The organism is Nonomuraea sp. NPDC049378, assembly GCF_055586745.1.
Genome location: NZ_JBVJHP010000011.1, coordinates 216,810 through 232,935, shown reverse-complemented (window position 1 = coordinate 232,935; position 16,126 = coordinate 216,810). Strand labels below are relative to the sequence as shown.

General features: G+C 71.4%; 13 protein-coding genes. 4 read left to right on the top strand and 9 right to left on the bottom strand.

Features of this window, described 5'->3' with window-relative positions:
* Nucleotides 1-4: 4 nt before the first annotated feature.
* From ACZ6SA_RS24715 to ACZ6SA_RS24705, 3 genes are all read right to left on the bottom strand, one after another.
* Complete coding sequence (locus ACZ6SA_RS24715; protein WP_465830673.1) at nucleotides 5-3,979, bottom strand: S8 family serine peptidase; 3,975 nt, start codon at nucleotides 3,977-3,979, stop codon at nucleotides 5-7.
* Nucleotides 3,980-4,574: 595 nt separating this feature from the next.
* Entirely contained in the window at nucleotides 4,575-5,060 is a 486-nt protein-coding gene (locus tag ACZ6SA_RS24710) for a YflT domain-containing protein (RefSeq protein ID WP_347645671.1), read from the bottom strand.
* 52 nt (nucleotides 5,061-5,112) lie between these two features.
* Complete coding sequence (locus tag ACZ6SA_RS24705; protein ID WP_347645672.1) at nucleotides 5,113-5,529, bottom strand: Hsp20/alpha crystallin family protein; 417 nt, start codon at nucleotides 5,527-5,529, stop codon at nucleotides 5,113-5,115.
* Nucleotides 5,530-5,705: 176 nt separating this feature from the next.
* On the opposite strand from ACZ6SA_RS24705, the gene ACZ6SA_RS24700 reads away from it, so the two are divergent.
* Entirely contained in the window at nucleotides 5,706-7,685 is a 1,980-nt protein-coding gene (locus ACZ6SA_RS24700; protein WP_465830670.1) for an ABC transporter ATP-binding protein, read from the top strand.
* A complete protein-coding gene (locus ACZ6SA_RS24695; protein WP_347645674.1) occupies nucleotides 7,685-9,508 on the top strand; it encodes an ABC transporter ATP-binding protein in 1,824 nt (607 codons plus the stop codon). Before ACZ6SA_RS24700 ends, ACZ6SA_RS24695 begins: the two co-directional genes overlap by 1 nt.
* 94 nt (nucleotides 9,509-9,602) lie before the next feature.
* Here the strand turns inward: ACZ6SA_RS24695 and ACZ6SA_RS24690 are convergent, their stop codons facing one another.
* The 6 genes from ACZ6SA_RS24690 to ACZ6SA_RS24665 all read right to left on the bottom strand — a co-directional run bounded on the left by ACZ6SA_RS24690 (nucleotide 9,603) and on the right by ACZ6SA_RS24665 (nucleotide 14,801).
* Complete coding sequence (locus ACZ6SA_RS24690; protein WP_465830668.1) at nucleotides 9,603-10,826, bottom strand: PP2C family protein-serine/threonine phosphatase; 1,224 nt, start codon at nucleotides 10,824-10,826, stop codon at nucleotides 9,603-9,605.
* Nucleotides 10,827-10,968: 142 nt separating this feature from the next.
* Entirely contained in the window at nucleotides 10,969-11,175 is a 207-nt protein-coding gene (locus ACZ6SA_RS24685; protein ID WP_055509312.1) for a cold-shock protein, read from the bottom strand.
* A gap of 195 nt (nucleotides 11,176-11,370) precedes the next feature.
* Nucleotides 11,371-11,760, bottom strand: a complete 390-nt coding sequence (locus ACZ6SA_RS24680) for a hypothetical protein (RefSeq protein ID WP_347645676.1) — start codon at nucleotides 11,758-11,760, stop codon at nucleotides 11,371-11,373.
* Nucleotides 11,761-11,977: 217 nt separating this feature from the next.
* Complete coding sequence (locus ACZ6SA_RS24675) at nucleotides 11,978-12,484, bottom strand: hypothetical protein (RefSeq protein ID WP_465830665.1); 507 nt, start codon at nucleotides 12,482-12,484, stop codon at nucleotides 11,978-11,980.
* Nucleotides 12,485-12,501: 17 nt separating this feature from the next.
* On the bottom strand, nucleotides 12,502-13,659 hold the full coding sequence (locus tag ACZ6SA_RS24670) for a DUF418 domain-containing protein (protein WP_465830833.1): 1,158 nt from the start codon (nucleotides 13,657-13,659) through the stop codon (nucleotides 12,502-12,504).
* Between the two features lie 122 nt (nucleotides 13,660-13,781).
* Nucleotides 13,782-14,801, bottom strand: a complete 1,020-nt coding sequence (locus ACZ6SA_RS24665) for a DUF8094 domain-containing protein (RefSeq protein WP_465830663.1) — start codon at nucleotides 14,799-14,801, stop codon at nucleotides 13,782-13,784.
* 163 nt (nucleotides 14,802-14,964) lie between these two features.
* Here ACZ6SA_RS24665 and ACZ6SA_RS24660 point away from each other — a divergent pair, with 163 nt between their 5' ends.
* Together ACZ6SA_RS24660 and ACZ6SA_RS24655 are read left to right on the top strand one after the other, a co-directional pair.
* Nucleotides 14,965-15,618, top strand: a complete 654-nt coding sequence (locus ACZ6SA_RS24660; RefSeq protein WP_347645679.1) for a 4a-hydroxytetrahydrobiopterin dehydratase — start codon at nucleotides 14,965-14,967, stop codon at nucleotides 15,616-15,618.
* A gap of 48 nt (nucleotides 15,619-15,666) precedes the next feature.
* Nucleotides 15,667-16,098 carry a hypothetical protein gene (locus ACZ6SA_RS24655; RefSeq protein ID WP_347645680.1) on the top strand — a complete coding sequence of 144 codons (432 nt, stop codon included), beginning with the start codon at nucleotides 15,667-15,669 and terminating at the stop codon, nucleotides 16,096-16,098.
* Nucleotides 16,099-16,126 lie beyond the last annotated feature (28 nt).

Below are 16,126 nucleotides of genomic sequence, written 5' to 3'. Positions count from 1 at the left end.
GCGGTCAACAGCCCTCGCGGGCCAGCGTGACGTCGCGCCGCACGTCGGCGTGCGGCAGCGGCCGGACGTCGAAGGCGGACGTCCTGTGCCCGCCGGCGGTGACGGTGATCCTCGCCTTCGGCAGACCGCCTCCCAGCCACTGCTCGTAGCGGCCCTCGGAGCCGGTGCCCACGGTCCACGACTCGCGGTGGCGCTCGACCGTGACCGTCGCCCCCGCCAGCGGGGTCACCGTCCCGTCGCACGCCTTCGAGCGCACCTGGCCGGACAGCCGCGCCCAGTGCCACGGCGCCCGCGCCTCCAGGGTCACGCCGAGGCGCGGCGCCGGGTACGGCGTGTCCTCGTTCACCACCAGGTCCGCCTCGTACGTACCCGGCCTGGAGAGCTCGCGGGCGTCCAGCGTGAGGGTGACCCGGGCGCTGGCGCCGGGAGCGAGCGTGCCGCGCGCCGGCTTCGCGCTCAGCCAGGGAGCGTCCGTGCCGGCCGCGTCGCAACCGTCATGGCCGGGCAGCAACTCCGTGAACGGGGTGACACGCGGGCCGTCCGCGCCGCCCACCTTGTAGAGGCCGCAGGCGGCGGCGCCCCGGAAGAGGGCGTAGCGGGAGTTCGGCAGCGGCGTCCAGGTGTCGGCGTCGGGGTCGTACGCGAACGCCTCGTTGGTGAGGGTGGTGCCGCCCTTCGTGACCCCGCCGGCGACGACCAGCCTGCCGTTCGCCACCGCGTAGCTGCTGCCCCACAGGTCGAACGGCAGGTCGGCGATCCGGTCCCAGGCGTCGCCGGCCGGGTCGTACACGTAGGAGCGCTGCGTGCCGCGCGGTCCCTCGGCCAGCCCGCCCGCGCAGTAGACCTTGCCGTCCAGGCCGCCGCAGGCCGCCCACGAGATCGGCTCGGGGTAGGGGGCGGCGGTGGTGAAGCGGTCGCCCGCCACGTCGTAGACCGTGACCTGGGTCGTCGCCGTCTGGCACTCGCCGGCGCAGCCGCCGACGGCGTAGATCCTGCCGTCGAGCACGGCCGAGCCGACCGCGCCCCACGGGTGCGGGTTGTCCGCGCCGGTGCTCCAGCCGTCGGTCGCGGGGTCGTAGATGAGGGTACGCGCGGCCGGCTCGCCCTGCGCGTCCCAGCCGGTGACGACGTAGAACCTGCCGTCCACGAACCCCGAGGCGGCCTTCTGCCGGGCTTCCGGCATGTCCGCGACAGGGGTCCAGGAGGTCGTGATCGGGTCATAGACGTACGAGGCGGGCGTGCCGCCCTCGCCGCGCAGGGAGCCGCCGAAGGAGTACACCTTGCCGTCGTGGAATCCGGCGGCGTTGTCCCTGATCGTGGTCGGGTAGTCGGCGACGCCCGTCCACGGCCCCGCAGCCGCGGCCTGCTCGGTGGTGGCTGGTCCGGGCGCGGCCGTGGTGATCGCGGCAGGGCTGAGGCCGTCCGTCTCGACCCGGCGCACGGGCGCGCCCCGCAGCGCGGGCCCGACGTCCCGACGCGAGTCGGCGAGGTCGTAGGTCAGCGGCGCGGTGCCCCGGTTGGTGAGGGTCAGGCGGGTTCTGACCTTCTGGCCGAGCCTGGCCCGCTCCGAGACGTCGTCCTCCTTGACCGAGAGCCGGCCGGCCTTCAGCGTGAAGTCGGTCCTCGCCACCTCGCCGGCCTTCGCGGTCACGCGGGCGGAGGCCGGCCGGTAACCGCGCTGGGCGGCGGTGAGCAAACGCTCGCCCGACATGGGCGCGAACACCCAGTAGAAGCCGTCAGGCAGAGCGTCGTCGTCAGGGGTGGGCGCCGTCTCGCTCTCCATCGCCCCGCTCGTGACGGTGGCGGTGTCGACCGGGTCGCCGGTGTTCGCGTCGGTGACGGCGCCGTACACGAGCGTGCCGGGCACCGGCGCGCACACGCCGTTCGCGGCGGCGTAGCCGGGGGCGGCGCAGGCGGTCGCGTCGATCCGCGCGGACAGGTCCAGCGTGACGTCGCCGCCGACCGTGACCTGGCCGGTCACCGGGGCGTAGCCGGGGTGGCGCGGGGTGGCGGTGATCTCGTACGTGCCGTCCAGGGGCAGGTCGAGAACCGCCCGCCCGTCGCCGGGGTCGCCGAACCACGTGCGCCCTGCCCCGGCCACGGTGACCGCCGCGTACACCGGCCAGCCCTGCCCCGACCCGTCCACGACCCGGACCGTCACGCGCCCCGTGGGCGCGGCTGAGAGCCCGATGTCGAGGGTCCGCGTCTCGCCGCCGCTCACCTGCACGTCCTTGAGGTCGTGCGTCCGGTAGCCGAAGAACGACAGGCTGACGTCGTAGCCGCCCTCGTCCAGATAGAGCCGGTACGTCCCGTCGGCGGCGGTCGTGGTGTCCAGCGTGCGCGGCCCGGTGGCGGACACCCGCACGCCCGCCACCGGCTCGCCGGTGCGCTCGTCGGTGACCGTGCCGGTCAGCGTGCCGGCCCCCTTTCTCGGCGACGCGCCGACGGCCCGGTAGGCGTCCAGCATGCCCTCGCCGTACACGTTGTTGTCGCCCGCGGTGCCGCCGCAGGTCGTGTCGGCGCGGTCCTGCGCGGTGCGGTCGAGGATGTCCCTGGTCGCGGCGATGTTCCCGGCCAGCTCCGGCGCGGCGGACCACATGAGCGCCACCGCGCCGCTCACGTGCGGCGCGGCCATCGACGTGCCGCTCTGCACCTCGAAGCCGCCGCCGGGAGCGCTGGACCGTACGTTCTGGCCGGGCGCGGCGATGTCCGGCTTGCTGTCGTCGGCCCCTTCCGCGCCGCGCGAGGAGAACCAGGCCACCGCGCCGTTCTGGTCGACGGCTCCGACGGCGTACGACTCCGGGTACTCGCCGGGGGAGTGCTGGGTGCCGCAGTCGGACCCGTCGTTACCCACCGCGAAGGCCGGGAAGATGCCGGCCGCCACCCACTGGCGCACGTAGTCGCGGTACCACTCGTCACCCGGCGCCGAGGACCAGGAGTTGTTGAGGATGTTCGGCCGCTTGGCCGGGTCGGGCGCGGAACCGTCGGCCGCCGTGGGGGCCAGCATCCACTGCGCGGACAGCGCCAGCGTCAGCTCGCCGCACCGGTAGTCCTGGCAGCCCCTCGCCGCGATCCACCGGGCGCCGGGCGCGACGCCGATGCCCCCGGAGCCCACCATGGTCCCCATGGTGTGCGTGCCGTGGCCGTAGGAGTCGCACGGGCCGGGCTCGGCGCACAGGTTCGTGGGGTCGTACCAGTTGTGGTCGTGCGTCCCGCCCGCGCCCCGGTACGCCCCGGCCAGCGCCGGGTGGGCCACGTCCACGCCCGAGTCGATGTTGCCCACCACGACGCCGTGCCCGTCGCTGCCGTAGTCGCTCCACACCTTGTCGGCGTGGACGGCGGCCACACCCCACTCCACCGCCCCCGCGGCGGCCACGCGCTCGCCCGGCTTCCGCTCGGGCAGCCGGTAGGTGCGCGGCGTCCGTACGCGCTCGACCGCCGGATCCTGCGCCAGCTCACGCGCCAGCGCGGCCGAGCCGCTGTGCACGTAGATCGAGTTGTCGATGAACAGGGAGGTGTACCGCGCCCCCGACCGCTTCAGCAGCTCCCGCGCCCTGGCCTGGCTGGACTCCGCGGTCGAGCGCAGCTCGTCCACCACGGCGGCCCCGCGCGCGGTCCAGTCCTTGATCGCCGGGGCCCGTTTCAGCGCTGCCCGTGCCTTGAACTCCACCCAGAACGCGGAGTCCCCACCCGCCAGCCGTCCGGCCAGCTCCGCCTCGATCTTCGTACCGCCAGTGTCGCCGCCAGTGTCGCCGCCAGTGTCGCCGCCAGTGTCACCAGGTGGGTCGCCGGCCCTGTCACCAAGGGGGTCACCAGGCGTGTCGCCGGCCGCCGCCTGGCGGAACGGGGTCCGAGCCGGTTCGGCCTGAGCCTGCGCGGGGACCGTCATCCCGGTCAGGACGAGCAGCGCCGTCATCGCGACCGAGATCGCGGCGGCGGTGCGGCGCGGTGGCCGGGCGGGAAAGACGTGCTGTCGCAACGGGGAGCCTCCACTCGCGGCGCCCGGCCATCGATGTCGACGAGCGCCACGAACGCCGTCGAGCAGCCTGGCCCACGACCTGCGCGACCTTCAAGCACAACCTGAGGCAACATCACGCCATGTCATGAATACGACAACCGCACCGGCACTGGGACACGGCCATGCCGTATGAGCGCCCCCAAGCCGTTCCCGTGCGCCTTGGGAGGAGAAAACGAAGTGCTCCCGCGGGTAGGAGCCGAGCGCAAGAAGCGCAGCCAGGGAAAGTGTTTCCGCGCCGTCGTGTCCGGTCACGAGCGTTCTGGCTCGCCTGAGCATGTCATCGCGATCACAGTCCTTGAAGGCGTATGGCCTGCTCACGCGCAGCCGGCCTGCGAAAGCCTGGGACCGCCTTTGGCAACTCACGGTGGGCTTTCTTGACCTCGATATCCGAGACGTCACGACCCAAGGTGCGAAGGTTCTCGACGATTTTCGGAAAGCTCCTCGTCAAGCATCGCCGCCTCCTGGCCCACGCCCACATCATGCTCACTGACATGTAGCTGTGGGCACATGGAAGGATACTCTTTGTGGTGATATGTCGCTGTCGCCCAGATTCCGGCTACGAGCGCCAGTTGTGTTTGATCAGCAGGTTGCGGGCGTCGTCGGCGACCGCCGCGTCGGCCACGACGTCGTAACGGTCGGCGATGACGGCCTGCTGGGAGACGAACCCGGGGCCCTTGTTGACCAGGTAGGAGACCAGTCCGAAGACGCCGCCGAAGAGAGCGCCGTACGCGATGCCGCCGAGCACGAGCGTCCCCGTCGAGCCCGCCGAGTTGGTGAAGAGCGGCATGAGCAGGCCGATCATGAGGCCGAACCAGAGGCCGGTCGCGGCGCCCGCGGCCGCGGCGCGTCCCGCGGTGGCGCGGCCCATGACGGTTTCGACCAGGCGCAGATCGTGGCCGACGATCGCGGATCGTTCCACGGGGAAACCGTTCGCGGCCAGGAAGCCGACGGCCTTCTTGGCCTGCTCGGCGGTGGTGTAGGTGCCGATCACCGGGCGGTCTTCCGCTGCCGGCAGGATGACCGTCGGTGCCGTCTTGAACATCGTGGTTCCCCTTTCTCCGTGGTGGGCCTGGCGAAACCGCCACGCCCACGGGTCACTTCGTGGGCGCCCTGGCGATCTCGACCCTGCGCGGCCGGGCCGGCTCCCGCGCCGGCACGCGCACGGTGAGCACGCCGTCGTCGTATGCCGCCCGGGCGCCGTCGGCGTCGAAACGGTCGGGCAGGCGGATCTGCCGGGTGCAGGTGCCGGTCGAGTGCCCCTGGACGAACGCGCTCTCGTCCTCGGTGTACGTCTCCTCGCGCCTGGCGTGCACCGCCAGGACGCCGCGGCCGGCCGTGACCTCGATCGAGTCCGGGTCGATGCCGGGAAGGTCGAAGCGGAGCACGATCTCGTCCCGGCGTCGGACGGCGCCCATCGGCATCGCCGCCCACGCGCCTGGCGCGGGCCGGGTCAGCCGGCCGAACTGCCGCTCCAGCTCGCGGAGAGCCGAGCCGATCGACGCGAGCCGCATCGTCTGCCACCTCCGTACATGTAGGTCGATTCTTCTATGTGTGGCTTTATAAAACATGTAACTACAGTTGTAGGTTTATGTCAAGCGCGACGAAAAACAATGGGAATCTGTCAGACCCCGGTGATAGGAACAGGACCGGTGCCGCCACCGCGGCCAAGGGGGGAAAGGACCTACCGGTGACCACCAACAGCTCGGAGTTCTCCGTCTCCGGTCCGCGCTACGACCGGCGCGGTCCCGTGCGCTGGCTCTGGTCCCATCTGCGCCGGCATCCACAGCACCTGGCCGGGTTCCTCGGCGGGTCGCTCGTCATGGTGGTGCTCAACGCCGCCGTGCCCCAGTTCACCGGCGACGCCTTCGACGCCGTCCTGGGCGAGCGGGGCGAGCCGGCCTCCGCCCTGTGGTCGATCACGCTGGCGATGCTCGCGCTGGTGACAGCCCGCGGCCTGTCCGACATGGTCGCCAGGATGGGCAGCGAGGTGCTGGCCAAACGGCTGGAACGCGACACCCGCGACGAGCTCTACGTCGCCCTGCTCGGCAAGAGCCAGACCTTCCACAACCGGCAGCGGGTCGGCGACCTCATGGCCAGGGCGGCCAACGACATCCGGCAGTTGTCCATCATGATCAGTCCCGGCGTCGATCTGATCGTCGACTCCTGGCTGACCGGCCTGGTGCCGTTCTTCTTCATCGCCACCATCGACCCCCGGTTGCTGCTCGTGCCCGGCGTCTACGCCTGCGTCTTCGTGTTCGCGCTCCGCCACTACATGCGCAGGCTCAACCCGGTGTCGACCCGCATGCGCGACCAGTTCGGCGAGCTCAACGCCGGGCTCAGCCAGGCCGTGCGCGGCATCGAGGTGATCAAGGTGACCGCGCAGGAGGGGCAGGAGCGGGGGCGGTTCCGCGCCAACGCGCGCCTCTACCGCGACTCCTTCGTACGCAACGGCCTCGTCCAGGCACGCTACCTGCCCACCCTCCTCTACGCCTTCGCGGTGGCCGGCGCCCTGTGGCACGGTCTCCAGCTCCAGGGCGCGGGGGCGATCACGGTCGGCGACCTGGTGGCCTACATGGGCCTGGTCGTCATGCTGGGCTTCCCGACGCAGATCTCGATCTTCACCTTCTCGCTGGTGCAGATCGGCATCGCCTCCTCCCGCCGGATCCTGAGCATCATCAGCGCCGAGGCCGAGCTGGAGCAGCGGGCCGACGGCCGCGCCGCGCCCATCGCGGGAGAGATCGTCTTCGAGGACGTCACGTTCGGCTACGACGAGGGCGACCCGGTGCTGCGCGGCGTGACGTTCAGCGTGCGGCCCGGCGAGACGGTGGCGATCGTCGGCGAGACCGGATCGGGCAAGAGCACGCTCACCAAGCTCGTGCCGCGCATCTACGACGTCACCTCGGGCCGCATCCTGGTCGACGGCACCGACATCCGCGACTGGGACCTCGACTCGCTGCGCTCCCAGATCTCCACCATCGAGCAGGACATCGTGCTCTTCTCCCGCTCCGTGGCCGAGAACATCGCCTTCAGCCTGGGCCAGCGGGCCGACCGCGAGGCCGTGGTGCGGGCGGCGGAAGACGCCCAGGCCGCCGAGTTCATCGGCGAGCTCGACGACGGCTACGACACGGTCATCGGCGAGCGCGGCGTCACGCTGTCCGGCGGCCAGCGCCAGCGCCTGGCCATCGCGCGGGCCCTGCTGACCGACCCGGCGATCCTCGTGCTCGACGACTCGACGAGCGCCATCGACTCCGCCACGGAAGACAAGATCCAGCAGGCGATCGGCCGCGTCCTCGACGGGCGCACGACGCTGCTGATCACCCACCGGCTCTCCCAGATCCGCTGGGCCGACAAGGTCCTGCTGCTCAGGCGGGGCGAGCTGGTCGGCTGCGGCACCCACGACGAGCTCATCCAGCGCAGCCGCCTCTACCGCCGGATCTTCGCCCACTACGACGAGGTCGACGTGGCCCCGCAGGGCGACACGCCGGAAGAGGCAGGACACCCGGCGACCGAGCCGGAGGGAGCCAGAGGCTCGGCGATCGAGCTGGAGGAGGTCAGGGGCTCGGCGATCGGGCCCGACGAGGCGGGAGGCCTGGCGGTCGCGCCTGACGGGCTGGATCCCGCACGTGAGGCGCCCGTCCTGGAGCGCGAGCAGGGGAGGGCCCGCTGATGGGCTTCGTCATGGACGGCCTCGACGCCGAAGACTACGACCGCACCTACAACGACCGCGACCTGCTCCGCCGGATCCTGTCCTACTTCAGGCCCAAGATGGTCGCGATGTTCGTGGTGGCCGCGATGATCGTGCTGGGCTCGGTCAGCCAGGCGGCCATCCCGCTGCTGGCCAGCCTGGCCGTCGACGCGCTCGCCGACGGCACGATCGCCGAGGTGGGCTTGCAGCTGGTCGCCGGCACCCTGCTGGCCGGGGTGCTCGGGTGGGGGTTCAACTTCGTCCGGCAGTGGCAGAGCGCGCGGGTCACCGGCGACGTCGTCCTGCGGCTGCGCGAAGACGCGTTCGACGCCGTGCTGGAGCGCGACCTGTCGTTCTACGACGAGACGCCGTCCGGCCGGATCGTCAGCCGGGTGACGTCCGACACTGACGACTTCGCCACGGTCTCCACCCTGACGATGGATCTCATCAGCCAGGTGCTGATGGTCGGTTTCGTGACGGTCCTGCTGTTCCTGCGCAGCGTCGAGCTCGCCCTGCTGACGATGCTGGTCGTGCCGATCGTGGTGGGCCTCGCGCTGGTCTTCCGCCGCCTCGCGCGGGCCAGCACGCGTCACGCGCAACGCTCGCTGAGCCGGGTCAACGCCAACCTGCAGGAGACCATGGGCGGCATCGCGGTGGCGAAGAACTTCCGCCAGGAGCAGCAGGTCTACGACGAGTTCCGGCCCATCAACCGCCAGAGCTACCGCGTGACGCTGCGGCAGGGGTTCGTCTTCTCCGCCATCTTTCCCGTGCTCTTCCTGGTGGCCGGGCTCGCCACGGTCGCCCTCGTCCAGCTGGGCGGCACGGCGGTGCTCGGCGGCGGCCTGAGCGCCGGCGACTGGTATCTCTTCCTGCAGGGGGTCGCGCTCTTCTGGTTCCCGCTGACGTCCATCGCCGCGTTCTGGTCCCAGTTCCAGCAGGGGCTGTCCGCGTCCGAGCGGGTCTTCGCCCTGATCGACGCCGAGCCGAGAGTGGTGCAGACCGGCGCGCAGGATCCCGGCAGGATCGCCGGGCGCATCGAGTTCCGCGACCTCACGTTCGGCTACGACCCGGGCAATCCCGTGCTCCGCGACTTCAACCTGCTCATCGAGGCGGGCGAGACCGTCGCGCTGGTCGGTCACACCGGCGCGGGCAAGTCGACGCTGAGCAAGCTGATCACCCGCTTCTACGAGTTCCAGGAGGGCAGCCTGCTGATCGACGGCCACGACATCCGCGGCCTCGACCTGCCCGCCTACCGCCGGCAGATCGGCGCGGTCCCGCAGGCGCCGTTCCTGTTCAGCGGCACGGTCGCCGACAACATCCGCTATCCGCGGCCGGAGGCGAGCGACGCCGACGTGCTCGCGGCCGCGTCGGCGGTCGGCGGCGGCGACTGGGTCGAGGCGCTCCCGCACGGCCTGCAGACCGACGTGGGCGAGCACGGCCGCGCCCTGTCCATGGGCCAGCGCCAGCTCGTCGCGCTGGCCCGCCTGCTCATCCAGGATCCCGCGATCGTGGTGCTCGACGAGGCCACGGCCAGCGTCGACCCGATGACCGAGGCCCAGATCCAGGAGGGCCTCGACGTCGTGCTGGCCGGCCGCACCTCGATCGTCATCGCCCACCGGCTCTCCACGATCGAACACGTCGACCGCATCATCGTGCTCGACCACGGCCAGATCGTCGAGGAGGGCGACCACTCCACGCTGCTGGCCCGCGGCGGCCGCTACTGCCAGGTCTACAACACCTACTTCCGCCACCAGTCGCCCAACTACCGAGCCGGCTCCGGCTTCGTCCCCGTCGGCTCACCATGACGACCGTCCGGTGCCGCAAGGGCGGGAGGGCGTCCGGGACAGTGCGGCCTTCGGAGACGAGCGGATCCCGGGGGCGTCCGGGATGGTGCGGGTTTCAGAGCACGAGCCGCTCCGGGGTTCGGCTCTGCCACTCCACCACGAGGACGGTGGCGTCGTCCTGGAGCCTGCCGCGCTGGTGCTTCAGGATGGCCTGGATCAGCCGCCGCAACGTCTCGGGAACGGTCAGCCCGTCGGCCTCGTGGCGGATGAGGAAGTCGATGAACCGCTCCAGCCCGAACAACTCCCTGTCCGGGCTCTGCGCCTCGATGATCCCGTCGGTGTAGAAGATCAGGCGATCGCCCGGCTGCAGCTGATGGTCGAGCAGCCCGGTGCGCGGGCCCAGCCGGAAGCCCATCGGCGGGTCGGGTTCGGCGGCCAGCGTGGTCACCCACCGGCCGCCGCGTAGCACCAGCGGCGGGTGGTGGCCCCGGTTCACCCAGCTCAGCTGGCCGGTGCGCAGATCGAGGTCGGCCATGATGCCGGTGGCGAACCGCCCGGTGAACTGCTCCGCGATCGCCTCGTCGATCTCCTCGCCGGCGGTGGGGAGGTCGGCCCCCTGGATCCGGGCGTTACGGCAGGCGCCCATGGCGATGGTGGCGGTGAGCCCGGCCGACGTGTCGTGGCCCATGGCGTCGAAGATCGAGACGTGCAGGGTGTCGCCGTCGATGGCGTAGTCGTAGGCGTCGCCGCCCACCTCGTACGCCGGCTCCAGCGCGGCGCTGACCACCACGCGCTCGTTGGCGAAGGTGCCCGGCGGCAGCAGGTTGAACAGCACCTCGGCCGACAGCGTCATCGGCTGGACGCGGACCAGCCGCGCGTAGGAGTCGCTGTGGCTGCGCTTGGCCGCCAGGATGAGCGAGAGGAGCGAGGCCAGATGTATGACCCGCCGCTCGGCGAGCTCTCCGAGGTCGGGCAGGCTCGCCTGGAGCACGCCGAGGCGTTCGGTGCCGTCCAGGATCGGCACCCACACCCGCGGCTCCTCCTCGGGCCTGGGCGTGGTGTCCGGCCCGCGCCGGCTGCGTACGATCTCCACATTCCGGAAGGCCCGTCCGGCGAGCGTCGTGTCGATCAGGATCGGAGCGAGCACTTCGCCGTTGTCGCCGTGCTGGCCGGGAAGGGGCACGAGGCGCTGCTGCTGCAGATCGGCCACGTAGATCAGGGTCCGGGTGAGTCCGGCCACCCGCGCGTGCTCGGCCACCACGCGGGGGACCTGCTCCAGCGCGATGAGGTGGGCCGCCTCCAGCAGGCCTCCCAGCATCAGTTCGCCGTCACTCCGCATGCGCAGGACTCTCCTCGCGACCCTCCTGTTACGTCTGCGTCCTACCCAGGGGTTGCTCGCCTCATGGGTGATTTCTCCCAGAACTGAGCCGGGGCCCGCACCAGTCTGGTGCGGGCCCCGGCTCTGCGAGCTTGATGCCGTGTCAGGCGGGAACGATGTTCTCCGCCTGCGGGCCCTTCTGGCCCTGGACGACGTCGAAGGCCACCTTCTGGCCCTCGGTCAGCTCACGGTAGCCACCGTTGGAGACGATGTTGGAGTAGTGGGCGAAGACGTCGGCGCCGCCGCCGTCCTGCGCGATGAAGCCGAAGCCCTTTTCGGAGTTGAACCACTTCACGGTTCCGGTCGCCATGTCTATCTCCTTTAGATAGGAGGCGGAGACGAGATCCGCACTTTACGGACCCCGCGTCGCTGGAATGAGCCCATCCGGAGATGACCGGAAACAAAAAACGCACCCGAAGATCAAGATCGTCAGGTGCGCACAAGTCTTATGGGTAACACATCTGCAACTGTTTCCACGCTATCACACATCGCCTGCGCATGCGCTTCATGAATGCACGGCACGGATCTCCGTCACGACGAACTCGTCCACGATGTGCTGGTTCTGCACCAGGAACCCGACCACGCCCGCCACCGCCTCCGCGCCCAGCGCCGCTCTGGCCTGCCCGCTCAGCAGGTAGACCAGCGGCGTCGACGGCTGGTCGATCGCGAACTGGCGGTCATGGCGGTGCACGTCGTGCAGCGCCCTGATCGGGATGGGCCGCACCGAGGTGAACCACACCGCGACATCCCACAGCGGCAACGCCGGGTCGGCCTCGCCCGCGGCGTGGTAGCAGGGGACGCAGCCGTTCCCGGCATGTTGCCCGTGCGGGCACGTCCACTGGGCGATGTCGGCCAGGCTCTGGTCGTGCCCGCTCAGGATCGCCGCCTCGGTCACCCGGCGGCGCGGGGATCGTTCGTCATGCGGGCGGGAGTGGTCGCTGCTGATGATCGGTCCCTCCGCTCCCGGGTTGGCTTCCGACCCTATCCGCAGGCGACGGCTCTGCGGCCCCAGGCCTGTCCATGTCGCGCTCGCCTGGCCGTGCCCGGCCCCAGGCAGGAGAGGCGGGCCGGCCGGATGCTGACACCGCGCCACGTCGGCGCCGGCCGGGAGGTCAGCTGCTCCACACCTCTGCGTCGGCCAGGAAGGCGGTCGCGGAGTCGGCCGCCACCGCCGTGCCGCCGATCGTCATGCTGCCGCTGTCGCACGGCATGAAGACGTTCGTGAGCAGGTGCGGCACGCCTCCCAGGTCGAACTCCGGCACGCGGACGGCCCGCCGCTCGCGCGGCGGGCCGGGGATCTCGACCGTCACGTCGTCCGCCGTGGCCCGGAGCCCCTTGTCCAGGTCGAGTTCGAGGTGGACGGGCGCCCGCGTGAAAGCGGGCTCGGGCCACGGCAGGCCACGCACCTCGGGGAAGTGCCGGGTGAAGCCGGCGGCCAGCCACTCACCCAGCTCCCGCTCCTCCGCGACGACCCTGGTCGTGCCGCCGTGCCACATCACGAGGGCGTGTCCTTTGCCGCGCTCGGACCAGTCGACCCGCCACACGGAGGCGAAGGCGACCCGCTCGCCGGCGACGAACAGGGTGAGACCGGGATTGGCACCAATCAATCGGACAGGCACCCGGTCACCCTAACCCGTCACCGGTAGGCCAGGCGGCGCAGCAGGATCTCCGCCGGGCCGCGGTGCCCGGCGCGGCGCATGAGGTCGGCGACGAGGATCGACAGCAGCCAGGTCGCCGTGGCCACTCCCGTGGCGCCGGCGAGGTCGAGGTCGTCCTGCAGGCCGAGCCCGTACGGGAAGAAGAGTGCGACGAACACGACGGACTGGAAGAGGTACAGGCTCATGGAGCGCTGGCCCAGCGCCTGGAGGGCGGTGGCCAGGGCGTTCGGCCGCCGGATGACCGGGATCGCGGCCAGCCCCATGATCGCGGCCAGGCCGATGCCGCCGAAATGCCCGCTGAGCGGCTGGACGAGCGACGCGACCAGCACCGCCGGGCTCGACGGCTCGGCCCACCAGCCGGCCTGCATGAGCCCTGCGGGAACGGAGCCGAGCAGCGACACCGCCGTGGTGACCACCGAGACGCGGATCAGCAGCGTACGGTGCCGGACGGGCTCCTCCAGCAGCTGCCGCCGCGCGGCCCAGATCCCGACGAGCACCCCGGGGATCACCATGATGACGCCGATGACCAGACCGAACGGCCAGCCCACGAGCCGGCCCGCCAGCATCTCGACCGGGCCGAGCGCGCCGGGGGCGATGCTGCCGGCCTCGTACGCCGAGATGCCCTCCGACAGCGGATACCACATGGCGAGCCCGACGAGCAGCGCCGACGGCACCAGGGTGATGCCCGACACCCACAGCAGCGTCGCGTCCTTGGCCCTCAGCAGGCCGACGCAGAGCAGGGCGGCGATGCCGTACGGAGCGAGGATGTCGAGCGGGATGAGCACCAGGACGTGCACGAATCCGATCGCGAGCAACCACCAGCCCCGGCGGCGCAGCAGCTTGCGCACGCTCACCCAGTCGTTGCCGCGCTCCAGCTGCCGGTTCAGCAACTGCACCAGCGAGTAGCCGAACAGGAACGCGAACATCGGCCGCGCGTGGTTGTTGACCAGGAGCTGGTGCAGGAAGGCGAGGACGTCGTTGAGCAGCGACGGGCCGCGGTCGGCGGGCTGCACGTAGAGCGGCGCGTGCGCGTACGCGATGGCCAGCAACATGATGCCGCGGGCGAGGTCCGGGGCGGGCGCCCGGGCGGGAGGGGCGACCGGCCCCTTCGGTGAGGTCGAGGACTGGAGTGACATGTTCACGGCTGAAACCCCCTTGGTTACTGGCTTCGACGCTAATGAGCCAGGTCGGGGGCAGGAATGGGGATGAGGGCACGGCGGGGGTGTACTTAGGTGCACGGTTGACGGCGAGGGCCGGCTCAGGACCCGCTGACGCCGAGGCTGATGAACCATTCCCCGGGCATGCGCACCGGGCCGGACCGCGGCACGACGGCCAGGTAGATCCCGGCCGTCTTGAGCACGGCCTTGCGGGTGTAGCTGCGGCCGTGGCTCAGGGCGGCGGGCACGCGGTTGGTGAACTTCATGGTGGCGGTGGCGCCGGGGCGCGCGACCATGGTGTTCTGCTGCTGGATGCCGTACCAGACGAGAGCGCCGCCGTTGGTCGTCCGCAGCGCGTAGATGTCGGTGGCCGGACGTGAGCGGACGGTGATGTTCCACTCGTCGCCCAGGTGTTCGCGTTCGTCGAGCCTGACGTCGGCGTCCAGGCGGGCGGCGGATTTCGCGGTGAAGAGCCGCCGGGCGTCGCGGTCCTGGCCGAACGTGGCCTGCAGGCGGGCGTGGGCCCGGGCGATCTCGCGAGGCGAGGCGGTGAGGCCGTCGCCGTCGTCCGGTGCGACCGTGGTGGCCAGGCCCTTGTCGTCGCGGGCGACGGCGGGTGGCCGGGACTTGGCGGAGGTGATGGACATGACGGTCATGCGCCAGCCGTCCTGCGTCTTCTTGAAGATCGCCTGTGACCAGGAGGTGCCGCCCTTGCGGCGGAACTCGGCCATGAACCACGGCGCGCCCGCGACCTTCCCAGGGATGGCGAACCGCGGTTTGACGATGGCCCGCCTCGGGGTGGTGACACGCTCGCCGATCATCTCGCGCGCCCGGCTCTCGGCCTTGCTCATGGTCGCGGCGAGCCCGGTTTCCGCCGCCGTCCAGTCCGTCCCGCCCTGTCGCTGGGCCTCCGTCTCCGCCGCCTCCCACTGTTCGAGTACGGCTTCGGCCTCCGCCACGGACACGACGCCCTGCGGCTGCGACGACGACGGCGACGCCTGGGACGGCGCCGCCGAGGGCGGGCGGCCGAACGAGGAGGCGGCCTGTCCGGTGGGGGCGGTGCAGGCGGTGGCGGGCAGGGCGAGCACGAGGAGCACGATGGGCAACGAGCGGATGGTCATGCTGGTCTCCGGAAGGTCGAGTGCCCCGGAGTACGGGGTCGCCGCCCGCGCGGATCGACGCCATAACGAACGGGTTGCCGTCGCGAGCCCGTGCGCCCGAGGCCGTGTGCTCCCGAGGCGGGCAGGTCTTCCTCATCCGCGGGCGGTACGCCAGCATTGACCCATGACCAAGCTCACTGGACAGCAGATCGCCGGCGAGGCGCTGGACGGGTGGGTTCTCCTGCTCGGTGGCCTGCACACCCGCATCAGGACGGGGAACTTCGCGACCGGGCTCTCCGTCGTCGACGCCATCGGCGCGGCGGCCGAGGAGATGGACCACCATCCCGATCTCGATCTGCGCTACACCCACGTCGACGTCCGGCTCACCAGCCATGACGAGCGCGGGGTCACCGAGCGCGACGTCCGGCTGGCTCGTACGATCTCCAGGATCGCCGCCGAAACCGGCGTGGAGCTGGAGAGCGGGAGCGTCTCCCGCATGGAGCTCGCCCTCGACACCCCGTCCCACAAGGGGGTTCTGCCGTTCTGGGCCGCCGTGCTGGACATGAAGGACCAGGCGGAGGCCGGGGTCGGCGACGAGGTGCGCGACCCGCACGACGCGCTGCCCGCGATCTGGTTCCAGAGGTCCGGCAGCGAGGAGCCGCGCCAGCGCTGGCACCTCGACGTGTGGGTGGACCCCGAGCAGGTGCGGCCGCGCATCGACGCCGCGCTCGCCGCCGGCGGCACGCTCGTGGACGACGAGGGGGCGCCGAGCTTCTGGGTGCTGGCCGACCCGGAGGGCAACCGAATCTGCCTGTGCACCTGGCAGGAGCGCGACTGACCGCGTTTCGCCGGATAGGGGTGGGGGCCGTGGGGTAGCGGTGACCTCATGACAGAACGTGTGCCCGACCCCGCCCACCGCCGCCCGGCGGGACTGGACGATGTCACCGTCGAGGCGCTGGGCGGCTTCAGCGAGGCCCTGGAGATGATCCACCGGGCCAGGGGCCATCTGTACGCGATGCACCAGCTCACCGGCAGCGCCGACTTCGCGCTGGACCGGGTGGTGGAGCAGCTGCGCCAGGGCGGGCACGACGCGTGGGCCGATCGGATCGAGCGCGAGCTGATCGGCCGTAACGTCCTCGACGGCCGGTGGACGTTCCAGCTCGTGGAGGAGTACGACGACGGCTACTACCGCGAGTTCCAGGACCTCGAACGGGAGATCCGCGAGGATCTGGCCGGCGGGCGCCGCCACCTGTACGAGGCGGAGCTGAAGCAGCGCCGCCGCACCCCTGGCCGGCCGGGCCACGAAACGGCGCCCTGATCCCCCGAGCGAGCTACCCCCGGTTGTC

What these genes read in the sequence shown, in the direction of transcription:
- ACZ6SA_RS24655 (WP_347645680.1), top strand. Translation starts at nt 15,667, where the DNA reads ATGACAGAACGTGTGCCCGACCCCGCCCACCGCCGCCCGGCGGGACTG.
- ACZ6SA_RS24670 (WP_465830833.1), bottom strand. Translation starts at nt 13,659, where the DNA reads ATGTCACTCCAGTCCTCGACCTCACCGAAGGGGCCGGTCGCCCCTCCC.
- ACZ6SA_RS24690 (WP_465830668.1), bottom strand. Translation starts at nt 10,826, where the DNA reads ATGCGGAGTGACGGCGAACTGATGCTGGGAGGCCTGCTGGAGGCGGCC.
- ACZ6SA_RS24705 (WP_347645672.1), bottom strand. Translation starts at nt 5,529, where the DNA reads ATGCGGCTCGCGTCGATCGGCTCGGCTCTCCGCGAGCTGGAGCGGCAG.
- ACZ6SA_RS24685 (WP_055509312.1), bottom strand. Translation starts at nt 11,175, where the DNA reads ATGGCGACCGGAACCGTGAAGTGGTTCAACTCCGAAAAGGGCTTCGGC.
- ACZ6SA_RS24660 (WP_347645679.1), top strand. Translation starts at nt 14,965, where the DNA reads ATGACCAAGCTCACTGGACAGCAGATCGCCGGCGAGGCGCTGGACGGG.
- ACZ6SA_RS24665 (WP_465830663.1), bottom strand. Translation starts at nt 14,801, where the DNA reads ATGACCATCCGCTCGTTGCCCATCGTGCTCCTCGTGCTCGCCCTGCCC.
- ACZ6SA_RS24695 (WP_347645674.1), top strand. Translation starts at nt 7,685, where the DNA reads ATGGGCTTCGTCATGGACGGCCTCGACGCCGAAGACTACGACCGCACC.
- ACZ6SA_RS24710 (WP_347645671.1), bottom strand. Translation starts at nt 5,060, where the DNA reads ATGTTCAAGACGGCACCGACGGTCATCCTGCCGGCAGCGGAAGACCGC.